General features: G+C 45.5%; 16 protein-coding genes. 13 read left to right on the plus strand and 3 right to left on the minus strand.

From position 1 onward, the window contains the following. The first annotated feature begins 81 nt into the window (after positions 1 to 81). A complete protein-coding gene (locus ACESPQ_RS04565) occupies positions 82 to 1812 on the plus strand; it encodes an ABC transporter ATP-binding protein (protein ID WP_002608022.1) in 1731 nt (576 codons plus the stop codon). Beyond that, positions 1805 to 3586 (plus strand): ABC transporter ATP-binding protein, encoded by a 1782-nt coding sequence (locus tag ACESPQ_RS04570; protein WP_257379363.1) that lies wholly within the window; start codon positions 1805 to 1807, stop codon positions 3584 to 3586. Before ACESPQ_RS04565 ends, ACESPQ_RS04570 begins: the two co-directional genes overlap by 8 nt. Positions 3587 to 3843: 257 nt before the next feature. Here the strand turns inward: ACESPQ_RS04570 and ACESPQ_RS04575 are convergent, their stop codons facing one another. Beyond that, positions 3844 to 4185, minus strand: coding sequence for a Tat (twin-arginine translocation) pathway signal sequence (locus tag ACESPQ_RS04575; protein ID WP_109770521.1), 342 nt, complete (start codon positions 4183 to 4185; stop codon positions 3844 to 3846). A 300-nt stretch (positions 4186 to 4485) separates the two neighbouring features. Between ACESPQ_RS04575 and ACESPQ_RS04580 the strand changes: the two genes are divergently transcribed. The 9 genes from ACESPQ_RS04580 (at position 4486) to asnB (ending at position 14432) form a co-directional block, all read left to right on the plus strand. After that, positions 4486 to 4848, plus strand: a complete 363-nt coding sequence (locus ACESPQ_RS04580) for a hypothetical protein (protein WP_002608025.1) — start codon at positions 4486 to 4488, stop codon at positions 4846 to 4848. 76 nt (positions 4849 to 4924) lie between these two features. Next, complete coding sequence (locus tag ACESPQ_RS04585; RefSeq protein WP_021420097.1) at positions 4925 to 5713, plus strand: histidinol-phosphatase HisJ family protein; 789 nt, start codon at positions 4925 to 4927, stop codon at positions 5711 to 5713. Between the two features lie 19 nt (positions 5714 to 5732). Beyond that, a complete protein-coding gene (locus tag ACESPQ_RS04590) occupies positions 5733 to 6296 on the plus strand; it encodes a histidine phosphatase family protein (RefSeq protein WP_257379364.1) in 564 nt (187 codons plus the stop codon). A 403-nt stretch (positions 6297 to 6699) separates the two neighbouring features. After that, entirely contained in the window at positions 6700 to 7392 is a 693-nt protein-coding gene (locus ACESPQ_RS04595) for an iron-sulfur cluster assembly scaffold protein (protein ID WP_002608028.1), read from the plus strand. Positions 7393 to 7403: 11 nt separating this feature from the next. After that, positions 7404 to 8405 (plus strand): GGGtGRT protein, encoded by a 1002-nt coding sequence (locus tag ACESPQ_RS04600; protein ID WP_002608029.1) that lies wholly within the window; start codon positions 7404 to 7406, stop codon positions 8403 to 8405. A 679-nt stretch (positions 8406 to 9084) separates the two neighbouring features. Continuing rightward, a complete protein-coding gene (locus ACESPQ_RS04605; RefSeq protein WP_002608031.1) occupies positions 9085 to 10056 on the plus strand; it encodes a rod shape-determining protein in 972 nt (323 codons plus the stop codon). A 320-nt stretch (positions 10057 to 10376) separates the two neighbouring features. Further along, positions 10377 to 11696 (plus strand): AmmeMemoRadiSam system protein A, encoded by a 1320-nt coding sequence (gene amrA, locus ACESPQ_RS04610; RefSeq protein ID WP_373143990.1) that lies wholly within the window; start codon positions 10377 to 10379, stop codon positions 11694 to 11696. Next, positions 11680 to 12504: an AmmeMemoRadiSam system radical SAM enzyme gene (gene amrS / locus ACESPQ_RS04615; RefSeq protein ID WP_373143991.1), complete on the plus strand. Its 825-nt coding sequence runs from the start codon at positions 11680 to 11682 to the stop codon at positions 12502 to 12504. The genes amrA and amrS overlap by 17 nt, the downstream gene beginning before the upstream one ends. 92 nt (positions 12505 to 12596) lie before the next feature. After that, the gene (gene asnB / locus ACESPQ_RS04620) at positions 12597 to 14432 is read left to right on the plus strand and encodes an asparagine synthase (glutamine-hydrolyzing) (protein WP_109770517.1); all 1836 of its coding nucleotides are present in this window, start codon (positions 12597 to 12599) and stop codon (positions 14430 to 14432) included. Between the two features lie 285 nt (positions 14433 to 14717). Here the strand turns inward: asnB and ACESPQ_RS04625 are convergent, their stop codons facing one another. Further along, positions 14718 to 14864 carry a hypothetical protein gene (locus ACESPQ_RS04625; RefSeq protein WP_002608036.1) on the minus strand — a complete coding sequence of 49 codons (147 nt, stop codon included), beginning with the start codon at positions 14862 to 14864 and terminating at the stop codon, positions 14718 to 14720. Between the two features lie 99 nt (positions 14865 to 14963). Further along, on the minus strand, positions 14964 to 15839 hold the full coding sequence (locus tag ACESPQ_RS04630; protein ID WP_109770516.1) for a DMT family transporter: 876 nt from the start codon (positions 15837 to 15839) through the stop codon (positions 14964 to 14966). Positions 15840 to 15943: 104 nt separating this feature from the next. On the opposite strand from ACESPQ_RS04630, the gene ACESPQ_RS04635 reads away from it, so the two are divergent. Both ACESPQ_RS04635 and fetB read left to right on the plus strand, forming a co-directional pair. After that, on the plus strand, positions 15944 to 16579 hold the full coding sequence (locus ACESPQ_RS04635; protein WP_373143992.1) for an ABC transporter ATP-binding protein: 636 nt from the start codon (positions 15944 to 15946) through the stop codon (positions 16577 to 16579). Next, positions 16572 to 17351, plus strand: coding sequence for an ABC transporter permease (gene fetB / locus ACESPQ_RS04640; protein WP_002608039.1), 780 nt, complete (start codon positions 16572 to 16574; stop codon positions 17349 to 17351). Before ACESPQ_RS04635 ends, fetB begins: the two co-directional genes overlap by 8 nt. The last annotated feature ends 16 nt before the right edge of the window (positions 17352 to 17367 follow it).

Below are 17367 nucleotides of genomic sequence, written 5' to 3' on the forward strand. Positions count from 1 at the left end.
CATTCTCCTCTTGACTGTAAGGTTACCTTATAGTTTATGATAGTATAGCTCACGAACGACGTCAAGAAAGGAAGGGATATTTTGAAACTTATTTTGCATTATCTGAAACGATATAAAAAACTATTCATTATCAATGTCATCTCCGTTTTCGGATTTGCATTGGTGGAACTTGGCATCCCGACCATAATCGCGGATATGATCGATGTCGGTGTTATGAATGCCGATACGGATTATATCATCCGCATGGGATTTGTCGTACTGCTGATCTCACTGATCGGCGTCAGTATGACAATTCTTCTCGGGTATTGCTGTGCAAAGATTTCCACGGCAATTACCAGAGATATCCGAAATGATATCTTTGATCATGCACAGCGCTTTACTGCGTATGAATTTAACAGGTTCGGGATTTCTTCCATGATTACCCGTACCAACAATGATGCTTTTCAGATTCAGATGTTTGTCAATGTGCTGCTTCGTACTGCATTGATGACGCCGATCATGTTCGTTGCAAGTATTATCATGACGGCCAGAGCATCACTGCCTTTGAGCGGTATCATTGTGGCAACCATCCCGTTGATTATCATCGGAGTCTTTGTGGTTGCGAAGATCAGTAAACCGATTTCCGAAAATCAGCAGGCATCCCTGGATAGTCTGAACCGGATTTCCCGTGAGAACTTAAGTGGAATCCGTGTGATTCGTGCATTTGACAACGACGCCTATGAACAGCAGCGCTTTGATGATACCAACGAGAAATTCACAGGCTATTCCAAAAAGCTGTTTAAGCTGATGATGATGACCTCGCCGATTTTCTTCCTGCTTATGAACGTAGCAGGCCTGTGCATTTACTGGGTGGCTGCTTTACTCATTCAGGGTGGCGATTTGCCGCTTGGTCAGCTGGTGGCCTTCATGGATTATCTGTTCCACGCCATGTTCTCCATTATGCTGTTTTGCACAGTCTTTATGATGTATCCGCGTGCAGAGGTCAGTGCCAAGCGTATTGAAGCAGTATTTGATACGGTACCGCTGGTGCACAATGACGGAAAACGCATGGATGGAAATCAGCAGGGAACGATCAGCTTCGAGCATGTGACCTTCGTCTATCCGGATGGGGAAGAGCCGGTGTTGAAGGATGTCAGCTTTTCTGCGAAAAAGGGTGAAACGATTGCCTTTATCGGAAGTACCGGGTCGGGAAAAAGTACACTGGTCAATCTGATACCGCGGTTTTACGATGTCAGCGAGGGAAGTATCCGGATCGACGGTGTGGATATCCGCGACTATGATTTATTTGAGCTGCGCTCCCGCTTAGGTGTGATACCGCAGAAAGCCTTTCTGTTCAATGGAACGATTGCGGACAATATCCGCTTTGGAAAACCGGACGCAACCATGGAAGAGGTTATACAGGCGGCAAAAACCGCGCAGGCATATGACTTCATCATGGAAAAGGAGCATGGCTTTGAGGAAGAAATCACCGAGGGAGCGACCAATGTTTCCGGTGGGCAGAAGCAGCGTCTTTCCATTGCCCGGGCGCTGGTGCGCAAGCCGGATATCTATGTGTTTGATGATTCCTTCTCCGCACTGGACTTCAGAACGGATGCAACACTGCGCAAAGAGCTGAAAAAAGAAACCGGTGATGCCATCGTCATGGTTGTCGCACAGCGCATTTCCAGCATTATGGAAGCAGACCGCATTGTTGTGTTAAATGAAGGAAACGTCATCGGTACCGGAACTCACCGGGAATTGCTGAAGAACTGTGAAATCTACAAGGAAATCGCATTGTCTCAGCTCAGTGAGGAGGAACTGGCACATGAATAAGAAGCTTTCATCACTCAAACGGATCGTATTCGGACTGAAACCATTCATCTCTCCATATAAATGGGAATTTGCAGGTGCTGTCCTTATGGTCATTATCAGTGTGGTTACCATGGTCAGTGCGCCAAGTGTGGAGGGTATGATTACCACACAGCTGGCAAGCGATTTGTCACTTGCCGAAAGCATTGGAAAGCTGCAGGTGAATTTCGATGAAATAACGAAGATCATGCTGATGCTGGCCTTCATTTATCTGGCGAAGACCCTGTCTCAGGTATTTGCCGTTATCTGGCTGACAAACGCGATTCAGCATGCGATGCAGGATTTAAGAAATGCGCTGCAAAGTAAGATTCGCCGCCTGCCGGTACGCTACTTTGACAGCCACCAGTTCGGTGATGTGCTGAGCAGAATCACCAACGATGTGGACGCAATCAGCAATGCCCTGCAGCAAAGCTTTGTCAATGTGGTTACCGGTGTTCTAACCATCATTCTGGCACTGATCATGATGTTTCGTATCCATGTTCTCATGGCATGCATCGCCTTTATGATCATTCCGTTATCCTTGTTGATTACCGTCTTTATCGTACGGCACTCCCAGAAGCGCTTCAAGGCGCAGCAGGATGCCCTCGGCGCATTGAATGGCGCTATCACGGAGCTGTATACCGGCTACAACGAGATTCTGCTCTTCAATAAGCAGCAGGAATCTATTGAAAAATTCCGCAATCTGAATGAGAATCTTCGACAGAATGCATGTACCGCACAATTTGTATCCAGTACCATCGGACCATTGAATGCGCTAGTTACCTATCTGACTATCGGCGGTGTTGCGGTTGTTGGTACAATACAAATCATACATGGTAACCTGAGCGTTGGAAATCTGCAGGCCTTTGTCCGCTATATCTGGCAGGTCAATGATCCGTTATCTCAGATATCCTCCCTTTCCTCACAGATTCAGTCGGCCTTTGCGGCGATTGCGCGTGTTCTGGAAATTCTGGAGGAGGAAGAGGAGATTGCAGAGCTGAACCCGCCGAAGCATATTGAACAGGTAAAGGGAAATGTCACCTTCTCGCATGTTCGCTTCGGATATGGTGAGGAGCCGTTGATGAAGGACCTTAACGTGGAAGTGAAAAGCGGACAGATGGTCGCAATCGTCGGTCCTACCGGTGCCGGTAAAACGACACTGATCAACCTGCTGCTTCGTTTCTATGATGTCAACGGAGGAAGCATCTGCATCGACGGTGTGGATATCCGCGACATGAAGCGTGGGGAGCTACGGGATATGTTCGGTATGGTATTGCAGGATACCTGGCTGTTCTCCGGAAGTATTTACGATAATATCCGATACGGGCGTCTGGATGCCCGCAAGGATGAGATCATTCACGCAGCAAAGATGGCGAATGTTCATCACTTTATCCGTACCCTGCCGGACGGCTATCATTCCGTGATCAATGAAGAAGCCAACAATATTTCACAGGGAGAAAAACAGCTGCTTACGATTGCCCGTGCTATATTAAAGGATCCGCAGATTTTGATTCTGGATGAGGCGACAAGCTCTGTCGATACCCGTTTGGAAAAAATGCTGCAGGAGGCGATGCACCGTGTAATGGAGGGAAGAACCAGCTTTGTCATTGCGCACCGTTTGTCAACCATTCGCAGTGCCGATCTGATTCTGGTGATTAACGATGGGGATATCGTTGAACAGGGAACGCATGAGGAGCTGATGGAAAAACAGGGCTATTATGAAAAGCTCTACAATTCACAGTTTGCGGACAAAGAATAGGTGTGCAGCCATAGCTTGGGTAAATGAGGAAACAACAACGAATCAGCGCAGACGATAGTTACATGCTGCATTGCGTTCCTGTTCAAACTGAAAAAGGATAGGCAGGCTTTTCATAAAGTCTGCTTAAAAAGAAGCCTCCATACTATTGTAAACTGTCAATCGTATGAGAAGCTTCTTTTTCTATGCTTATATGTATGCTGTTCTTATATTCGTATATTCGCTGAAAAGCTCGATACTCGCTGTGATATTGTATAAGCTTACGCAAGATACTGCTTCAGCTTTTTTTGAAGCCTGCGGGCATGCTCTACCATTTCGTAATAATCCAGATTTCCCCTTATGAGCACCTGTTCATTCATAAGAATGTCCTCATAGCCTCGCAACAGGTGGATGCGAACGATTATATGAACCTGTTCATTGCCGTTGGCTATACTGTTTGTCATAGCATTGGCCACCGCATTTGCTACTGTGGCACCGGCTTTTTTCAATACCGGACGAATCAGCATCTCTGTGCGTTTCATAACATTTATGGAGTAATCTCTACCGCTTTGCATGAAATAGATTCTATTGCTTTGAACTCTGAAAAAATCACTGGACTTCATAAGAAATCACCTCCCGGCATACAGCCTCTTCTATCTATAATATAACACAAAGCACAGGTAAAAGGCAGATGAGGAACAACGGATTTTTAAAATTCGTAAAAGTTTGTATAGTAAAAGGGTTTTGTATTCTTGTAAGAATGCATAAAATACGGTATAGTAATGGAAGAAAGAATTATATTGACAGAAAACACAGGAGGTAGTGTACCATCACATAAACAATTATTTTTCATGAGGAACCTTTTTTGTATTTTCAACATATAATTGCATAAGCTATTAAAAAGATAATGGAGGAATCAATGAATGAGAATCAAGAATGACGATGTTCTGGCACATTTGCGCAGTTTTGGCTTTACTATGCAGGAAAATAATGCTCAGGGATTTATCCGCTGGCAGAAACGTATCGGAGATATGCTTGTCACCATTGCGAACGGACAGTTTGAAAATAAGATCCGGGTGTCCCTTTTACAGGACAGAAACGGTAATATCCGTACATCTTATAAGGATATACTCGCGTATACGGAGCTGATCTGTTCTTTGCAGGATGCAGGACTGACCGGTATGAGTCAGGATTGCACCTGTTATCAGGAGGAGGATGTCGTGGAACCGATGGATAATCCGCTCATTTCCTTTCCACGCAAACCGGAAGGCTTTATGGCACAGTAATCACGGCTGCAGGGGGAATCGGTTGCAATCACGCTTTTCTGCAAGTATAATGTAGGAAATAAAAAGGGGTGATATCGTGATTGACGGACATATGCATCTGGAGAATGGTCCGCTTACTGTGGAGTATGCGATGAAATATGTGGAAGCCGGTGTAAAGGCAGGTATGGATACCATACAGATTCTGGATCATACCCATCGGTTTCTGGAGTTCAAGCCGATGTATGACAATCTGAAGCAGGCTTCTGTTTACCAGAAGGACTGGTTTGAAAAGAAAAAGCTGGAGCCGCTGCAGAGCTATTTTAACCTGATTGAGGAAATGAAGAAAATGGAGCTTCCGATTGCGGTTCGTTTTGGTCTTGAGGTATGCTATGCACCACAGGATAAAGCATTTCTTCGTGATTTGCTGGCAGGCTATCCTTATGATTTTCTGATTGGAAGCATTCATTCCATTGACGGACTGCTGTATGATATGAATGGATTTTCCCGGGAAATATTATGGGATAAATATGATACCAATGCCATTTACAGGCGGTATTATGAAATTATGGAGGATATGATCGAGAGTGATTTGTTTACACAGATCGGGCATCCTGACCAGCTGAAGATTTTTCATTATGAACCGGATTATGATCTGAAGCCGACCTATGAAAGACTGGCAGTGCTGGCTAAGGAGCATGATGTATATATGGAAACCAATACCGGCTGTCATTACCGTTACCTGCATGAGGATGTCGGTACCAATCAGGTGTTTCTGGAAATCCTGAAGGCACACGGTGTTAAAATTATGACGGCAAGTGATGCGCATCAGCCGCAGCATGTGGGAATGCATATTGCAGAAATAAGCAGGCAGCTGGGGCTGGACTAGCGGAAAGGACAACAGGGAAATGGGTTTATATTTTGTAAGACACGGGCAGACGGACTGGAATGTAAGGGGAAAGCTGCAGGGGAAGAGTGATATTGCATTGAATGAGACCGGACGCCTGCAGGCTGTGGAAACAAGAGAAAAGCTGAAGCAGGTAGCCATGGATGCCATTTATTGTTCACCGCTGATGCGTGCGAGAGAAACGGCTGAAATTATCAATGTGCTGTGGGAGCTCCCCATACAGTGCGATGACCGCCTGATGGAGAGAAGCTTCGGTGATATGGAAGGTGCATTGCGAAAGGATGTTCCCTTCGATGACCTGTGGGCATTTTCTTCCGCATCCATGTTTGCGGGCGGTGAGGATACCGCACATTTCTATGAACGGGTAGAGAGCTTTTTAAAGGAGATTCTCCCGTATGCGCAGGAAAAGGAAATTCTGATTGTAGCACATGGCGGAGTCAGTATTCCCTATCAGTGCTTCTTCGAGGGCTATGCGTGTGTGGTAAATCTGAGTGATCTCATCATCGCAAATTGTGAAGTCAGGCACTATGCCGCAAAGCAAATACAGGAGTTGGTAAAGGGATAAGCATCCCTTTTTTTTGATCTCGATAACGAGGCGGCTGTATGCAAGCAGTCTATGCAGGGGAAATCAAGCATGCAGGTAGGAATATTATACGATACCGCAAAAGGAGTCCTCGTATTTTATATCTGCATCCTCCTTTGTCATGTCTGTGGACAGTCAATTTTCTTGCTTGTTTACGGGCTAAAAACGATGGTAAGCATTGACATAGTCATGGAAAAGAATTACAATAAAATGGTGGGTAACGATTTCTTGTGAAATATTGCACGAATAAGAAAACCGTACATATCCGCACTTGCAAATGTTGTTTGATAGAGGAGATGACATTGCAGAAGCAGCTACAGCTTTCCTGAAGGGGAAGGTGGCATAAAGGTAAATCTATCATGGATTATGAGAAAGGAGAAATGACATGATTTATTCAAAAGAAGTTGAAAACATGTGCACTGTAAAGTGTGGTGCGAGCCATGGATGTGCACCTATTCCTGAAGAAGGAAAATGGGTTTATTCAAGAGAAATCAAAGACATCTCTGGTTTGACACACGGTATTGGCTGGTGTGCTCCTCAGCAGGGTGCCTGCAAACTGACATTAAATGTAAAAGAAGGTATTATTGAGGAAGCACTGATTGAAACAATCGGATGCTCCGGTATGACTCACTCTGCTGCTATGGCGAGTGAAGCAATTGTTGGAAAGACACTGCTGGAAGCTGTTAATACAGACCTTGTTTGTGACGCAATCAACACTGCTATGCGTGAATTGTTCTTACAGATCGTCTATGGACGTACACAGTCTGCATTCTCTGAAAACGGACTTCCTGTAGGAGCTGGTCTGGAAGACTTAGGTAAGGGAACCCGTTCTCAGGTTGGTACTGTTTACTCTACCAAGGTTAAGGGACCTCGTTACCTGGATCTTGCAGAAGGATATATTCTGAAAATGGGTCTTGACGAAAATGGGGAAATCATCGGTTACGAATATGTAAACATGGGTGTCTTCATGGATGCTGTCAAGAAGGGTGTAAACGCTGAAGAAGCTTTAAACAACGCTAAGAAAACATACGGTCGTTACGCAGATGCTGTTAAGTACATCGACCCGCGACACGAATAGGAGGAAAAATCATGGCATTATTTGAAAGTTACGAAAGACGTATTGATACGATCAATAAAGTTTTAAACTCATATGGTATTTCTTCTATCGAAGAAGCAAAAAAACTGTGTGACGATTTAGGTGTAGATGTATACAACATCGTGAAGGAAATCCAGCCAATCTGTTTTGAGAATGCTTGCTGGGCTTACATCGCTGGTGCTGCAATCGCAATCAAAAAAGGCGACAAGAGCGCATATGAAGTAGCAAAATCACTGGGTGAAGGTCTGCAGAGCTTCTGTATTCCTGGATCCGTTGCAGATGACCGCAAGGTTGGTATCGGGCACGGTAACCTGGCTGCTATGCTGCTGAGCGATGAAACAAAATGTTTTGCATTCCTTGCAGGACACGAAAGCTTTGCTGCTGCTGAGGGTGCTATCGGTATTGCACGTAATGCAAACAAGGCTCGTAAAGAACCGCTGCGTGTTATCCTGAACGGTTTGGGAAAGGATGCTGCAAAGATCATTTCCCGTATCAACGGATTTACCTATGTAGAAACTCAGTTTGACTACTTCACAGGAGAACTGAAAGAGCTGTCCAGAACGGCTTATTCTCAGGGAGAAAGAGCTGCTGTAAACTGCTATGGTGTGGACGATGTTCGTGAAGGTGTTGCAGTTATGCATCACGAGGGTGTTGATGTTTCCATCACTGGTAACTCTACGAACCCTACACGTTTCCAGCACCCGGTTGCAGGTACATACAAGAAAGAATGTATCGAACAGGGCAAGAAATACTTCTCTGTAGCTAGTGGTGGTGGTACCGGACGTACTCTGCATCCGGATAACATGGCTGCTGGTCCTGCTTCCTATGGTATGACAGACACAATGGGACGTATGCACTCTGATGCACAGTTTGCCGGTTCCTCTTCTGTTCCTGCTCACGTAGAAATGATGGGTCTGATCGGTATGGGTAACAACCCTATGGTTGGTGCCAGTGTAGCTGTAGCTGTAGCTGTTTCTGAAGCAATGAACAAATAAATAAACAAGAAAGCCTTTGAAAAAGGGCTTTTTTTCATTTGTGGGACAATGGCAGTACCTACAGCATTCCTACATTATTCATACATCTGTATTTCTGCTTAGGCAACAGGAGCGAACGCTATTTTCAATGGTTCCTGCTTTCTAATCACCTCCTGAATACAGGGTCCATAAGAGAGAAGCACAGACTTAAAATGATGAAGCTGTCTTTTTAATCTGGACTACGAAATTATCCATTTCCTTCGCCAAACTTTCCTGGCTTAAGGCTTGTCTGCGGTAACCTGCTGCATACGGATTGATACCATTTGTGAGCAGGCGGTAACCGTGGCTGACAGTTACCGTAAACTATATGCAGGATGTCCTTCAGCTGACTTCGCAATACGGTGTATTGCAGTATCCAAAAGCCGGTTTTCTGATATCTGTAATTTTATCGGTATTCTATGATGTTTCATTGGCTGCGCTGGTTTCTGCTTCCAATTTTTCTTCCTGTTCATAAGACTGTACTGGTTTGCACGAGCGGTTTTTGGGCATACTGAGACACATAGAAGGGGTTTTTATCTATGGCTAAGTTTGTAAAAGTAAAAATTTATCAAAAAGATTCTTGTTTCTTTGCTTTTACTGGTAAGAAATGGTATATTATTATTGGAAATTCGACAATGCAGGATATGAAAGAAGGTTAAACATGGCAAGAAAAATTGGAATTGACTTGGGAACAACAAATTTACTCATTTGTGTAGATAACAAAGGAATCCTGGTGGATGAACCTTCCATCATTACAGTAGATGCTACAACTAAGAAATGTATAGCGGCAGGTCTTGATGCGAGAGATATGCTGGGACGTACACCGAAAAACATGATATGTATCCGTCCGTTAAAGGACGGTGTGGTTGCTGACTTTGAGGCAACTGACATGATGCTGAACTATTTTCTAAAGAAATGCGACCTAAAGGGCATGTTTAAAAAGAACGTGATTTTAATATGTCATCCGACAAAAATCACTTCTGTTGAAAAAAATGCAATCCGGGACTGTGCATACCGTGCCGGAGCAAAAAAGGTATATCTGGAAGAGGAACCTAAAATAGCAGCACTCGGTGCAGGACTGGATATCGGTAAGGCAAGTGGAAATATGGTGCTGGATATCGGGGGAGGTACGAGCGATATTGCAGTGCTTTCTCTTGGGGATATCGTATGCTCTACCTCAATCAAAACTGCAGGAAATAAGATTACACAGGATATTCTGGAAAATGTACGCATTCAGAAGAAAATGTATATCGGTGAACAGACGGCGGATGAAATCAAACGCCGTATTGCGAATGCGCTGGTTGTTAAAGAACCGGAAACCATTACCATTTCTGGACGTGATGTGGAAACCGGGCTGCCACATTCCATTGACATCAACAGCAATGAGGTGGAAAGCTACATAAGAAGCAGCTTACAGGAAATCGTTCATGCCACGAAGACGATTCTGGAGGTGACACCACCGGAGCTGGCAGCGGATATTGTTCAGCATGGGCTTGTCCTTACCGGAGGCGGTGCATTATTGAAAAATCTGGATCAGCTGATGCGCAATGAGCTTCAAATTCCTGTATATGTTGCTGAAAATGCATTGAAATGCGTTGTAGACGGCTGTACCATTATGCTTCAGAATTTATAATTGCATATCCTATAAGAACCGCGGGCTGCGGTTCTTTTTAGTTTTCTATTCAACTGCTGAAAAAAAGGAAGAAAGCAGTTGTTGCGGATGCCTGTATAAAGAGGGAACTCTAGATATGCAACGGGCTTTATAAATATATAAGTGCTGTCTTTCTGATGTTCGTTATACTATGCAAATTCCCTTTCATACCGTGATTTCAGGCTTTATTCTAAATTCACGGTGAACACTAGCCCTGCACATTGAAATGAACGCTTCTTTTGACGGCGAAGGTTTAAAAATTGAAGGAGAATGTGTATAATGGAGATAAAGGAAGTGATACGATGTTAAGTAAAGCATATATCGTTCCGCACCCTCCGATTATCCTTTCGGAAATCGGCAGGGGGCAGGAGCGGGTTATTCAGAATACAGTGAATGCCTATCGCATGATTGCCCATGATATAGCGTCTGCAAAGCCGCAGACAATCGTTGTGTTTTCTCCGCATGCCCCAAGCTATCGGGACTACATTCAGATATCCGATGGCGCACAGGCGTTTGGCAGCTTTGAGGCCTTCGGTGTGAAGGATGTGGATATGAAGGTGTTGTACGATGAAGATTTTGTCGATATGCTCTGTCATGCGGCAGCTTCCCAGGGACTGCCGGCCGGTACGCTGGGAGAGCAGAGTCAGACACTGGATCATGGAACCATGGTGCCGCTGCATTTTATTTTACAGGAATACACCGGTTTTCGGCTTGTGCGTATTTCAGTCAGCGGACTGGATCGTGATACACAGGTGGCCTTTGGAAACTGTCTGCGCAGAGTTATTGATGAATCACAGCGCAATGTTGCAGTAATTGCCAGCGGAGATCTATCTCATAAGCTGAAGGAGGACGGACCGTATGGATTTCATCCGATGGGGCCTGTATTTGATGAACAGATCGTAGATATTATTAAAAGCAATGATTATGCACGCTTGCTGACTATGGATGAGCAAATCATCGAAGAGAGTGCAAACTGCGGCTATCCTGCATTTGTGATGCTGCATGGTGTGCTGCAGGCATATCCCATTGATTCTCAATTTTTATCCTATGAGGGACCGTTCGGTGTGGGTTACGCAACGGCAATCATCAGCGTATTGAAAAAGGATCCGTATGTCGCACTTGCCCGGGAATCACTGGAGGTATACATTCGTTCACGTACAGTGCTGCCGTTACGGAAATCTCTGCCCAAAGACCTGCTTACCTGCCGGGGCGGCGTCTTTGTCTCTCTGAAAAAATTCGGTGAGCTGCGCGGATGCATCGGTACAATTGCACCGGTACAGGAAAATCTGGCACAGGAGATCATTTCCAATGCGATATCCGCAGGTACCAGAGATCCTAGGTTTCTTCCGGTTGAAGAAAAGGAGCTGCCCTATCTGGAATACAGTGTGGATGTATTGAAGGAGGCGGAACAGATTGACAGTCTCGAGCAGCTGGATGTCAGGCGATATGGAGTAATTGTCAGTGACGAGCATCGCCGGGGCTTACTGCTTCCTGATCTGGAGGGGGTGGATACACCGCTTCAGCAAATCAGTATTGCATTAAACAAGGCCGGTATGGATCCGGATGAGCCGTTTTTGCTGGAACGCTTTGAGGTTGTCCGTCACCATGAGTGCCGTATGTGAGCTTTGTCCGCATAACTGCTGTATACCGGAGGGAAAACGTGGATTCTGCGGTGTAAGAACATGCAGAAACGGCCGTATTGTTTCCACTGCCTACGGGAAGATATCATCCATGGCTCTCGACCCGATTGAGAAAAAACCGCTTCGCCGTTTCCACCCGGGCTCACAGATTCTGTCAATTGGCAGCATGGGCTGTAATATGCGTTGTCCGTTCTGTCAGAATTATGAGATTTCAATGCAGGAGGACGCTGCATTTTGTGTCCGGCTACAGCCGCAAAAGCTTGTGGACATCGCCCTGCAGCAGAAGCAGAGGGGCAATATCGGTATCGCTTATACGTATAATGAGCCTTTGATCAACTTTGAATTTGTTCTTGCCTGCTGCAAGCTGGCACGGCAGCACGGGCTGAAAAACGTCATTGTTACAAATGGCTATATACAGGAGCAGAAGCTGCTTGAGCTGCTCCCCTATGTCGATGCAATGAATATCGATGTGAAGGCCTTCGATGAGGAGGGCTATCGCAGACTGCAGGGAGATTTTACAGCCGTACGCCGCAGTGTGGAGCTGGCTGTTCAGCATACACATGTTGAAATCACCTCCCTTATGGTGCCGGGACTGCATGATGATGTAGATCGAATCGAGGAGGAAGCGGCATGGCTTGCTTCTTTGCATCCGGATATACCGCTCCATTTAACAAGGTTTTTTTCCATGTATCACATGTACGGGGAGCAGCCTACAGCAAAGCAGCTGATCCTGGAGGCGGTGAAAGCAGCATCCGGATGGCTGCGATATGTCTATGCTGGAAATATATGACAGGAAACAAACATGAAAACATGCATATACTACTATGGAACAAGGGTGTTCTTCTGTAACGGGGAGGACCCCTTTTTTAAGGAGGACGGGTTATGTGTGGTATTGCAGGAATCGTAGACGGGGAACACCGGATGAAGTATCGAAATCAGCAGGCGGTGGAAGACATGCTGGATACGATGAAACGACGAGGACCTGATCAGCAGAATATATATACGGATGAGGCGGTTACTCTGCTGCATGCACGACTGAGTGTTATGGACTTGCAGCATGGAAAACAGCCTATGCAGCTGAAAAGCGACCCCCGCTACGTAATGGTTTATAACGGGGAGCTGTATAATACGGAGGAGCTGCGCAGAGAATTGCAGAAAAAAGGATATGCATTTCAGGAAACCAGCGATACGGAGGTGCTGTTACAGGCCTTTATAGAGTGGAAGGAAACCGTGGTGGAAAGGCTGAACGGCATCTTCGCCTTTGCCGTATGGGATAAAAAAGCACACAGATTGTTTATGGCAAGAGATCGTATGGGAGTAAAGCCGCTGTTTTATACGCTGCAGGAAGGGGCGATGCTGTTTGCTTCGGAAATGAAGGCACTGCTGGCGCATCCGCAAATCCCTGCGATTCTGCATGCGGACGGCATTGCGGAAATCATGCTGCTGGGTCCGGGCAGAACACCGGGCTATGGAGTATTTCATAATATACGGGAGCTTAAGCCGGGACAGTATGCATGGTATGACCACAAGGGGATGCGGCTGACAACCTATTTCCACTTACAGGATAGAGAGCATCCGGATGATTTTGCGACTACGGTACAGACGGTGCATGATCTAGTGACAGATTCCATACGGCGGCAGCTGATCGCCGATGTGGATGTCGCAACGTTTCTCTCAGGGGGGCTGGATTCCAGTATCATATCTGCAGTGGCAGCTAGGGAATTCAAAAAGCAGGGAAAAACACTGCACACCTTTTCGGTAAACTATGAGGATAATGAGAAATACTTCCACTCAACAAAATTTCAGCCCAATTCCGATCAGCATTATATTGAGGTTATGCAGAACTTTCTGCAAAGTGATCACCACAATATTGTCCTGAAAACAGAGGATTTGGTTGACGCATTGTATACGGCAGTGGATGCCAGAGATTTACCCGGTATGGCAGATGTGGACAGCTCCTTACTGCTGTTCTGTAAGGAAATACGCAAATACTGTACGGTCGCCTTGTCCGGAGAGTGTGCGGATGAGATATTCGGCGGTTATCCGTGGTACCGCGATCCGAAGATTCGCGCCACCTATGGCTTTCCATGGGCACAATCCACAAAATACCGCATGGGCTTTCTGAATGAGGAGCTTGCGGAGCAAATCAACGCAGTCACCTATGTCGATCAGCGCTATCAGGAGACACTGAAGCAAAGTGACATCCTGTGCAATCGCACAAAGGAAGAAAGGCGCCTTCGTGAAATGGTGAATCTGAACATGAAATGGTTCATGCAGACGCTGCTGGATCGCAAAGACCGTATGTCCATGTACAATTCTCTGGAGGTGCGGGTTCCTTTTTGCGATATGCGCATTGCGGAATATCTGTATAGCGTTCCATGGGAATTCAAAGATTATCAGGGCTATGAAAAGGGATTACTGCGGGAAGCGGTCAAGGGTCTGCTTCCGGATGAGGTGCTCTGGCGGAAAAAAAGCCCGTATCCGAAGACCTGGCATCCGAAATACCGTGCGCTTGTCAGCAGACAGATGGAGGAGCTGCTTGCACAGGGCAATGAGCCCCTGCTGCAAATTGTAAAAAAGGAAAAGCTGCAGGAGCTGCTACGTGAGGATCGCTCGATTCCATGGTATGGACAGCTTATGAATACACCGCAGACGATTGCATATCTGCTGCAGGTGAATTACTGGCTGAAAAAGTATCACGTTCAGATTCAGGTTTAGAAGCTGTAAACGCATAATGGATGAAAAAGCAGTGAGGAAGGAGATATGGTTCTTTCTCGCTTGTGGGTAAACTTAACATAGGAAGACTTCAGTACTATTGTAGTTACAATAGAAGTTGAAGTCTTCCTTTTGCAAACACCCTAAAGTAAGAAAGAACCGGAAATATCCAATCACTGCTTTTTTTGCAGGCATGTACGAGCCGGAAGTGCAGTATACTGTGTGTTTTCCAAGCAGTATAAAAAACGCATTCACATATGGAGAATGCGCTGTGATTGTTAAAGTAATTTATTTGTGTGAGCGTATCTGATGTATGATCAGATATACAAAAGCAACTGCACACAGGGCGATAAGTATATACGAAATGATTTCACTTCGCTGCGACGTGTATTTACCGCCGATTTCTGCTATACTGGCAAGGTTTAATGGTTCCATGGGACTCCTTCATAAATAAGCTGTTTTCTGTTTTCATTATATCATAGTTTTTACCGATTCCCATATCATCATGCAAAATCGGGTAAATTTTAAGAAAACTTAAGAAGAAGCCGCTGTATGCTGATCCCTGCTCATGATGATCAGCGCTGTAAAGATAATGCAGCATCCTATGATCTTTGCCGGTGTCAGGGCTTCCTTTAGAAACAAGGCTCCGCAGACAACTGAGGTAACCGGTTCAAACAGACAAAACAGTGAAGCTGTACTGGAGCCAAGGTACTGAATCCCCTTCTGCAGCAATACCACAGCAAGAAAGCTGGATACCAGCGATAGCAGCAAAATCAGCCCGTATGCATTCCATGGCAGAATAAATTGTATGGAGGAAAACAGCAAATGATACACAAGTGTTTCAAGCAAGATAAAGATGGCAAGATAAAAGGATATTTTATAGGCATTCTGATGAGAAAGCCGTGTTTTCTCCAGCTGGACCATGTAAAAGGCGTAGGTAAGTCCCGAGCCAGCTGCCAATAACAGACCCAGCATGCTGCCGGAATTGCTCAGATCGAAAAAGCAAAGTGCTCCCAGCAGTGCAAGAGAGAGTGCCGCAAGCTTACGCCTGCCGAGTATTTCGTGATATACAGCAAAGCAGAGCAGCGAAACAAATACCGGATATAGAAAATGCAGTGTCGTGGCACAGCCGACATCAATATAGGAATAGGAGGAAAACAGCAGAATGGTCGTCAGTCCGCTTCCGAATATGGCAATGATACCGGTATTGCGCAGATCGTGTGCAGAAATGGAAAATGAGATGTGCCTGCCCTTCATGATTGCCGCAAGCATGGGAATAACAAATAGAGACCGGTAAAATACCACGGTCATGGAGTTCGCTCCGTATCCGTAAACCGCTCTTGTAATCAGCGGTGTGATGCCGAATAAAACGGCGGATAAGACTGTATATAGAATACCTTTTGTATGCATTGTATCACCCTCACGTCATCCTATTATATATCATATGGTATATGTGTGGAAGTATTTTTCAACTTATGGTATTCTAAAAATGTAAAGAAAGGATACGGAAAATTATGTTTGAACTGAATAATGTTACATTTAAGCATATTCTTCATATACAGCATGTATGCCTGGACCGCTGTGCTACCTGCATCATCGGTCCCAGTGGCAGTGGAAAAACCACGATGCTGCGTCTGTTGAATCGTTTGAATGAGGCTGAACAGGGAACTATTTTGTACAATGGGGAGGATATTCAGAAACTGAATCCGATGGAGCTGCGCAGACGGGTCGTCATGCTGGGGCAGACACCGGTGATCTATCCGGGAGATATCGAGGATAATCTTCAAATCGGATTACGACTGAGCGGCCGGCTTCCTGCCACGAAGCAAAAGCTGAAGGAATACCTGGAAAAAGTGGATTTGCATAAGGAGCTGCAGGAGAGCTGTGAACGTCTGTCAGGGGGAGAAAAACAGCGGCTCTGCCTGGCACGGGTGATGCTGATGGATGCAGAGGTCTATCTGGTGGATGAGCCAAGCTCGGCTCTGGATAAGGAAACGGAGAGCTTTGTCATTGAGAATCTTGTACACTTTGTGACAGAACGAAAGCGGCAGCTGATCATGGTTACGCATTCCGCAGAGGTATCGGCAAAGTATCCGAAGAGTCTTTTGCGTATAGAAAACGGTGATACGAGGGGGTATGTGTATGAATGATTCCGTTATGGATCTTTCCATTGTTAATCTGGCCATCGCCTATATCTTTGTGTTGCTTTTGCTTATCATCTTTCGTGCAAGAGGTATTCGCAGGGAGAATATGATTCTGATTGCTACTACGCGAATGACGGTACAGCTGACGATTATGGGGTATATACTGCTCTATGTATTTAAAAATCCAAGCTGGTGGCTTACACTTCTCATGCTGCTGATCATGCTTGGCTTTGCCATCTACAATGCCGCAAAAAGAGTCCGCTATGATATGAGCGATGATTTAAAGCGGCTGATGGGCGTTTCTATGACGATCGGCTATCTCTGTACGGCAGTTGTCTTTATGCTGCTGGTACTGCAGGTTCGCCCCTGGTTCAATCCGCAGTATTTTATACCGATTTCCGGTATGATTATCGGCAATTCCATGACCGGTATTGCGCTGGGGGCAAACCGTCTTTGTGCAAATATGCAGGATCACCGGGAGAAGATTGAAAATTCACTCATGCTGGGAGCATCTCCAAAGCTTGCTGCTCATGAGGAAGTAAATGATGCCTTTGACAGCGCCATTCTGCCAACCATGAACAATATGATGACAATGGGGATCGTATCACTTCCCGGTATGATGACGGGTCAGATGCTGTCCGGAACCTTCCCCTTGACGGCGATCAAGTATCAGATTGGTATTATGCTTGCAATCCTGGGCTGTACGGCTGTTACTGTTGTTGTCTTTGTGACTCTGGGATATAAGACGTTTTTTACTCGTCATGCTTCTTTAAAATAATATTCATTCCTTGCAG

Source organism: Clostridium sp. HGF2, assembly GCF_964240115.1.
Taxonomy (GTDB): Bacteria; Bacillota_I; Bacilli_A; order Erysipelotrichales; family Erysipelotrichaceae; genus Clostridium_AQ; species Clostridium_AQ innocuum.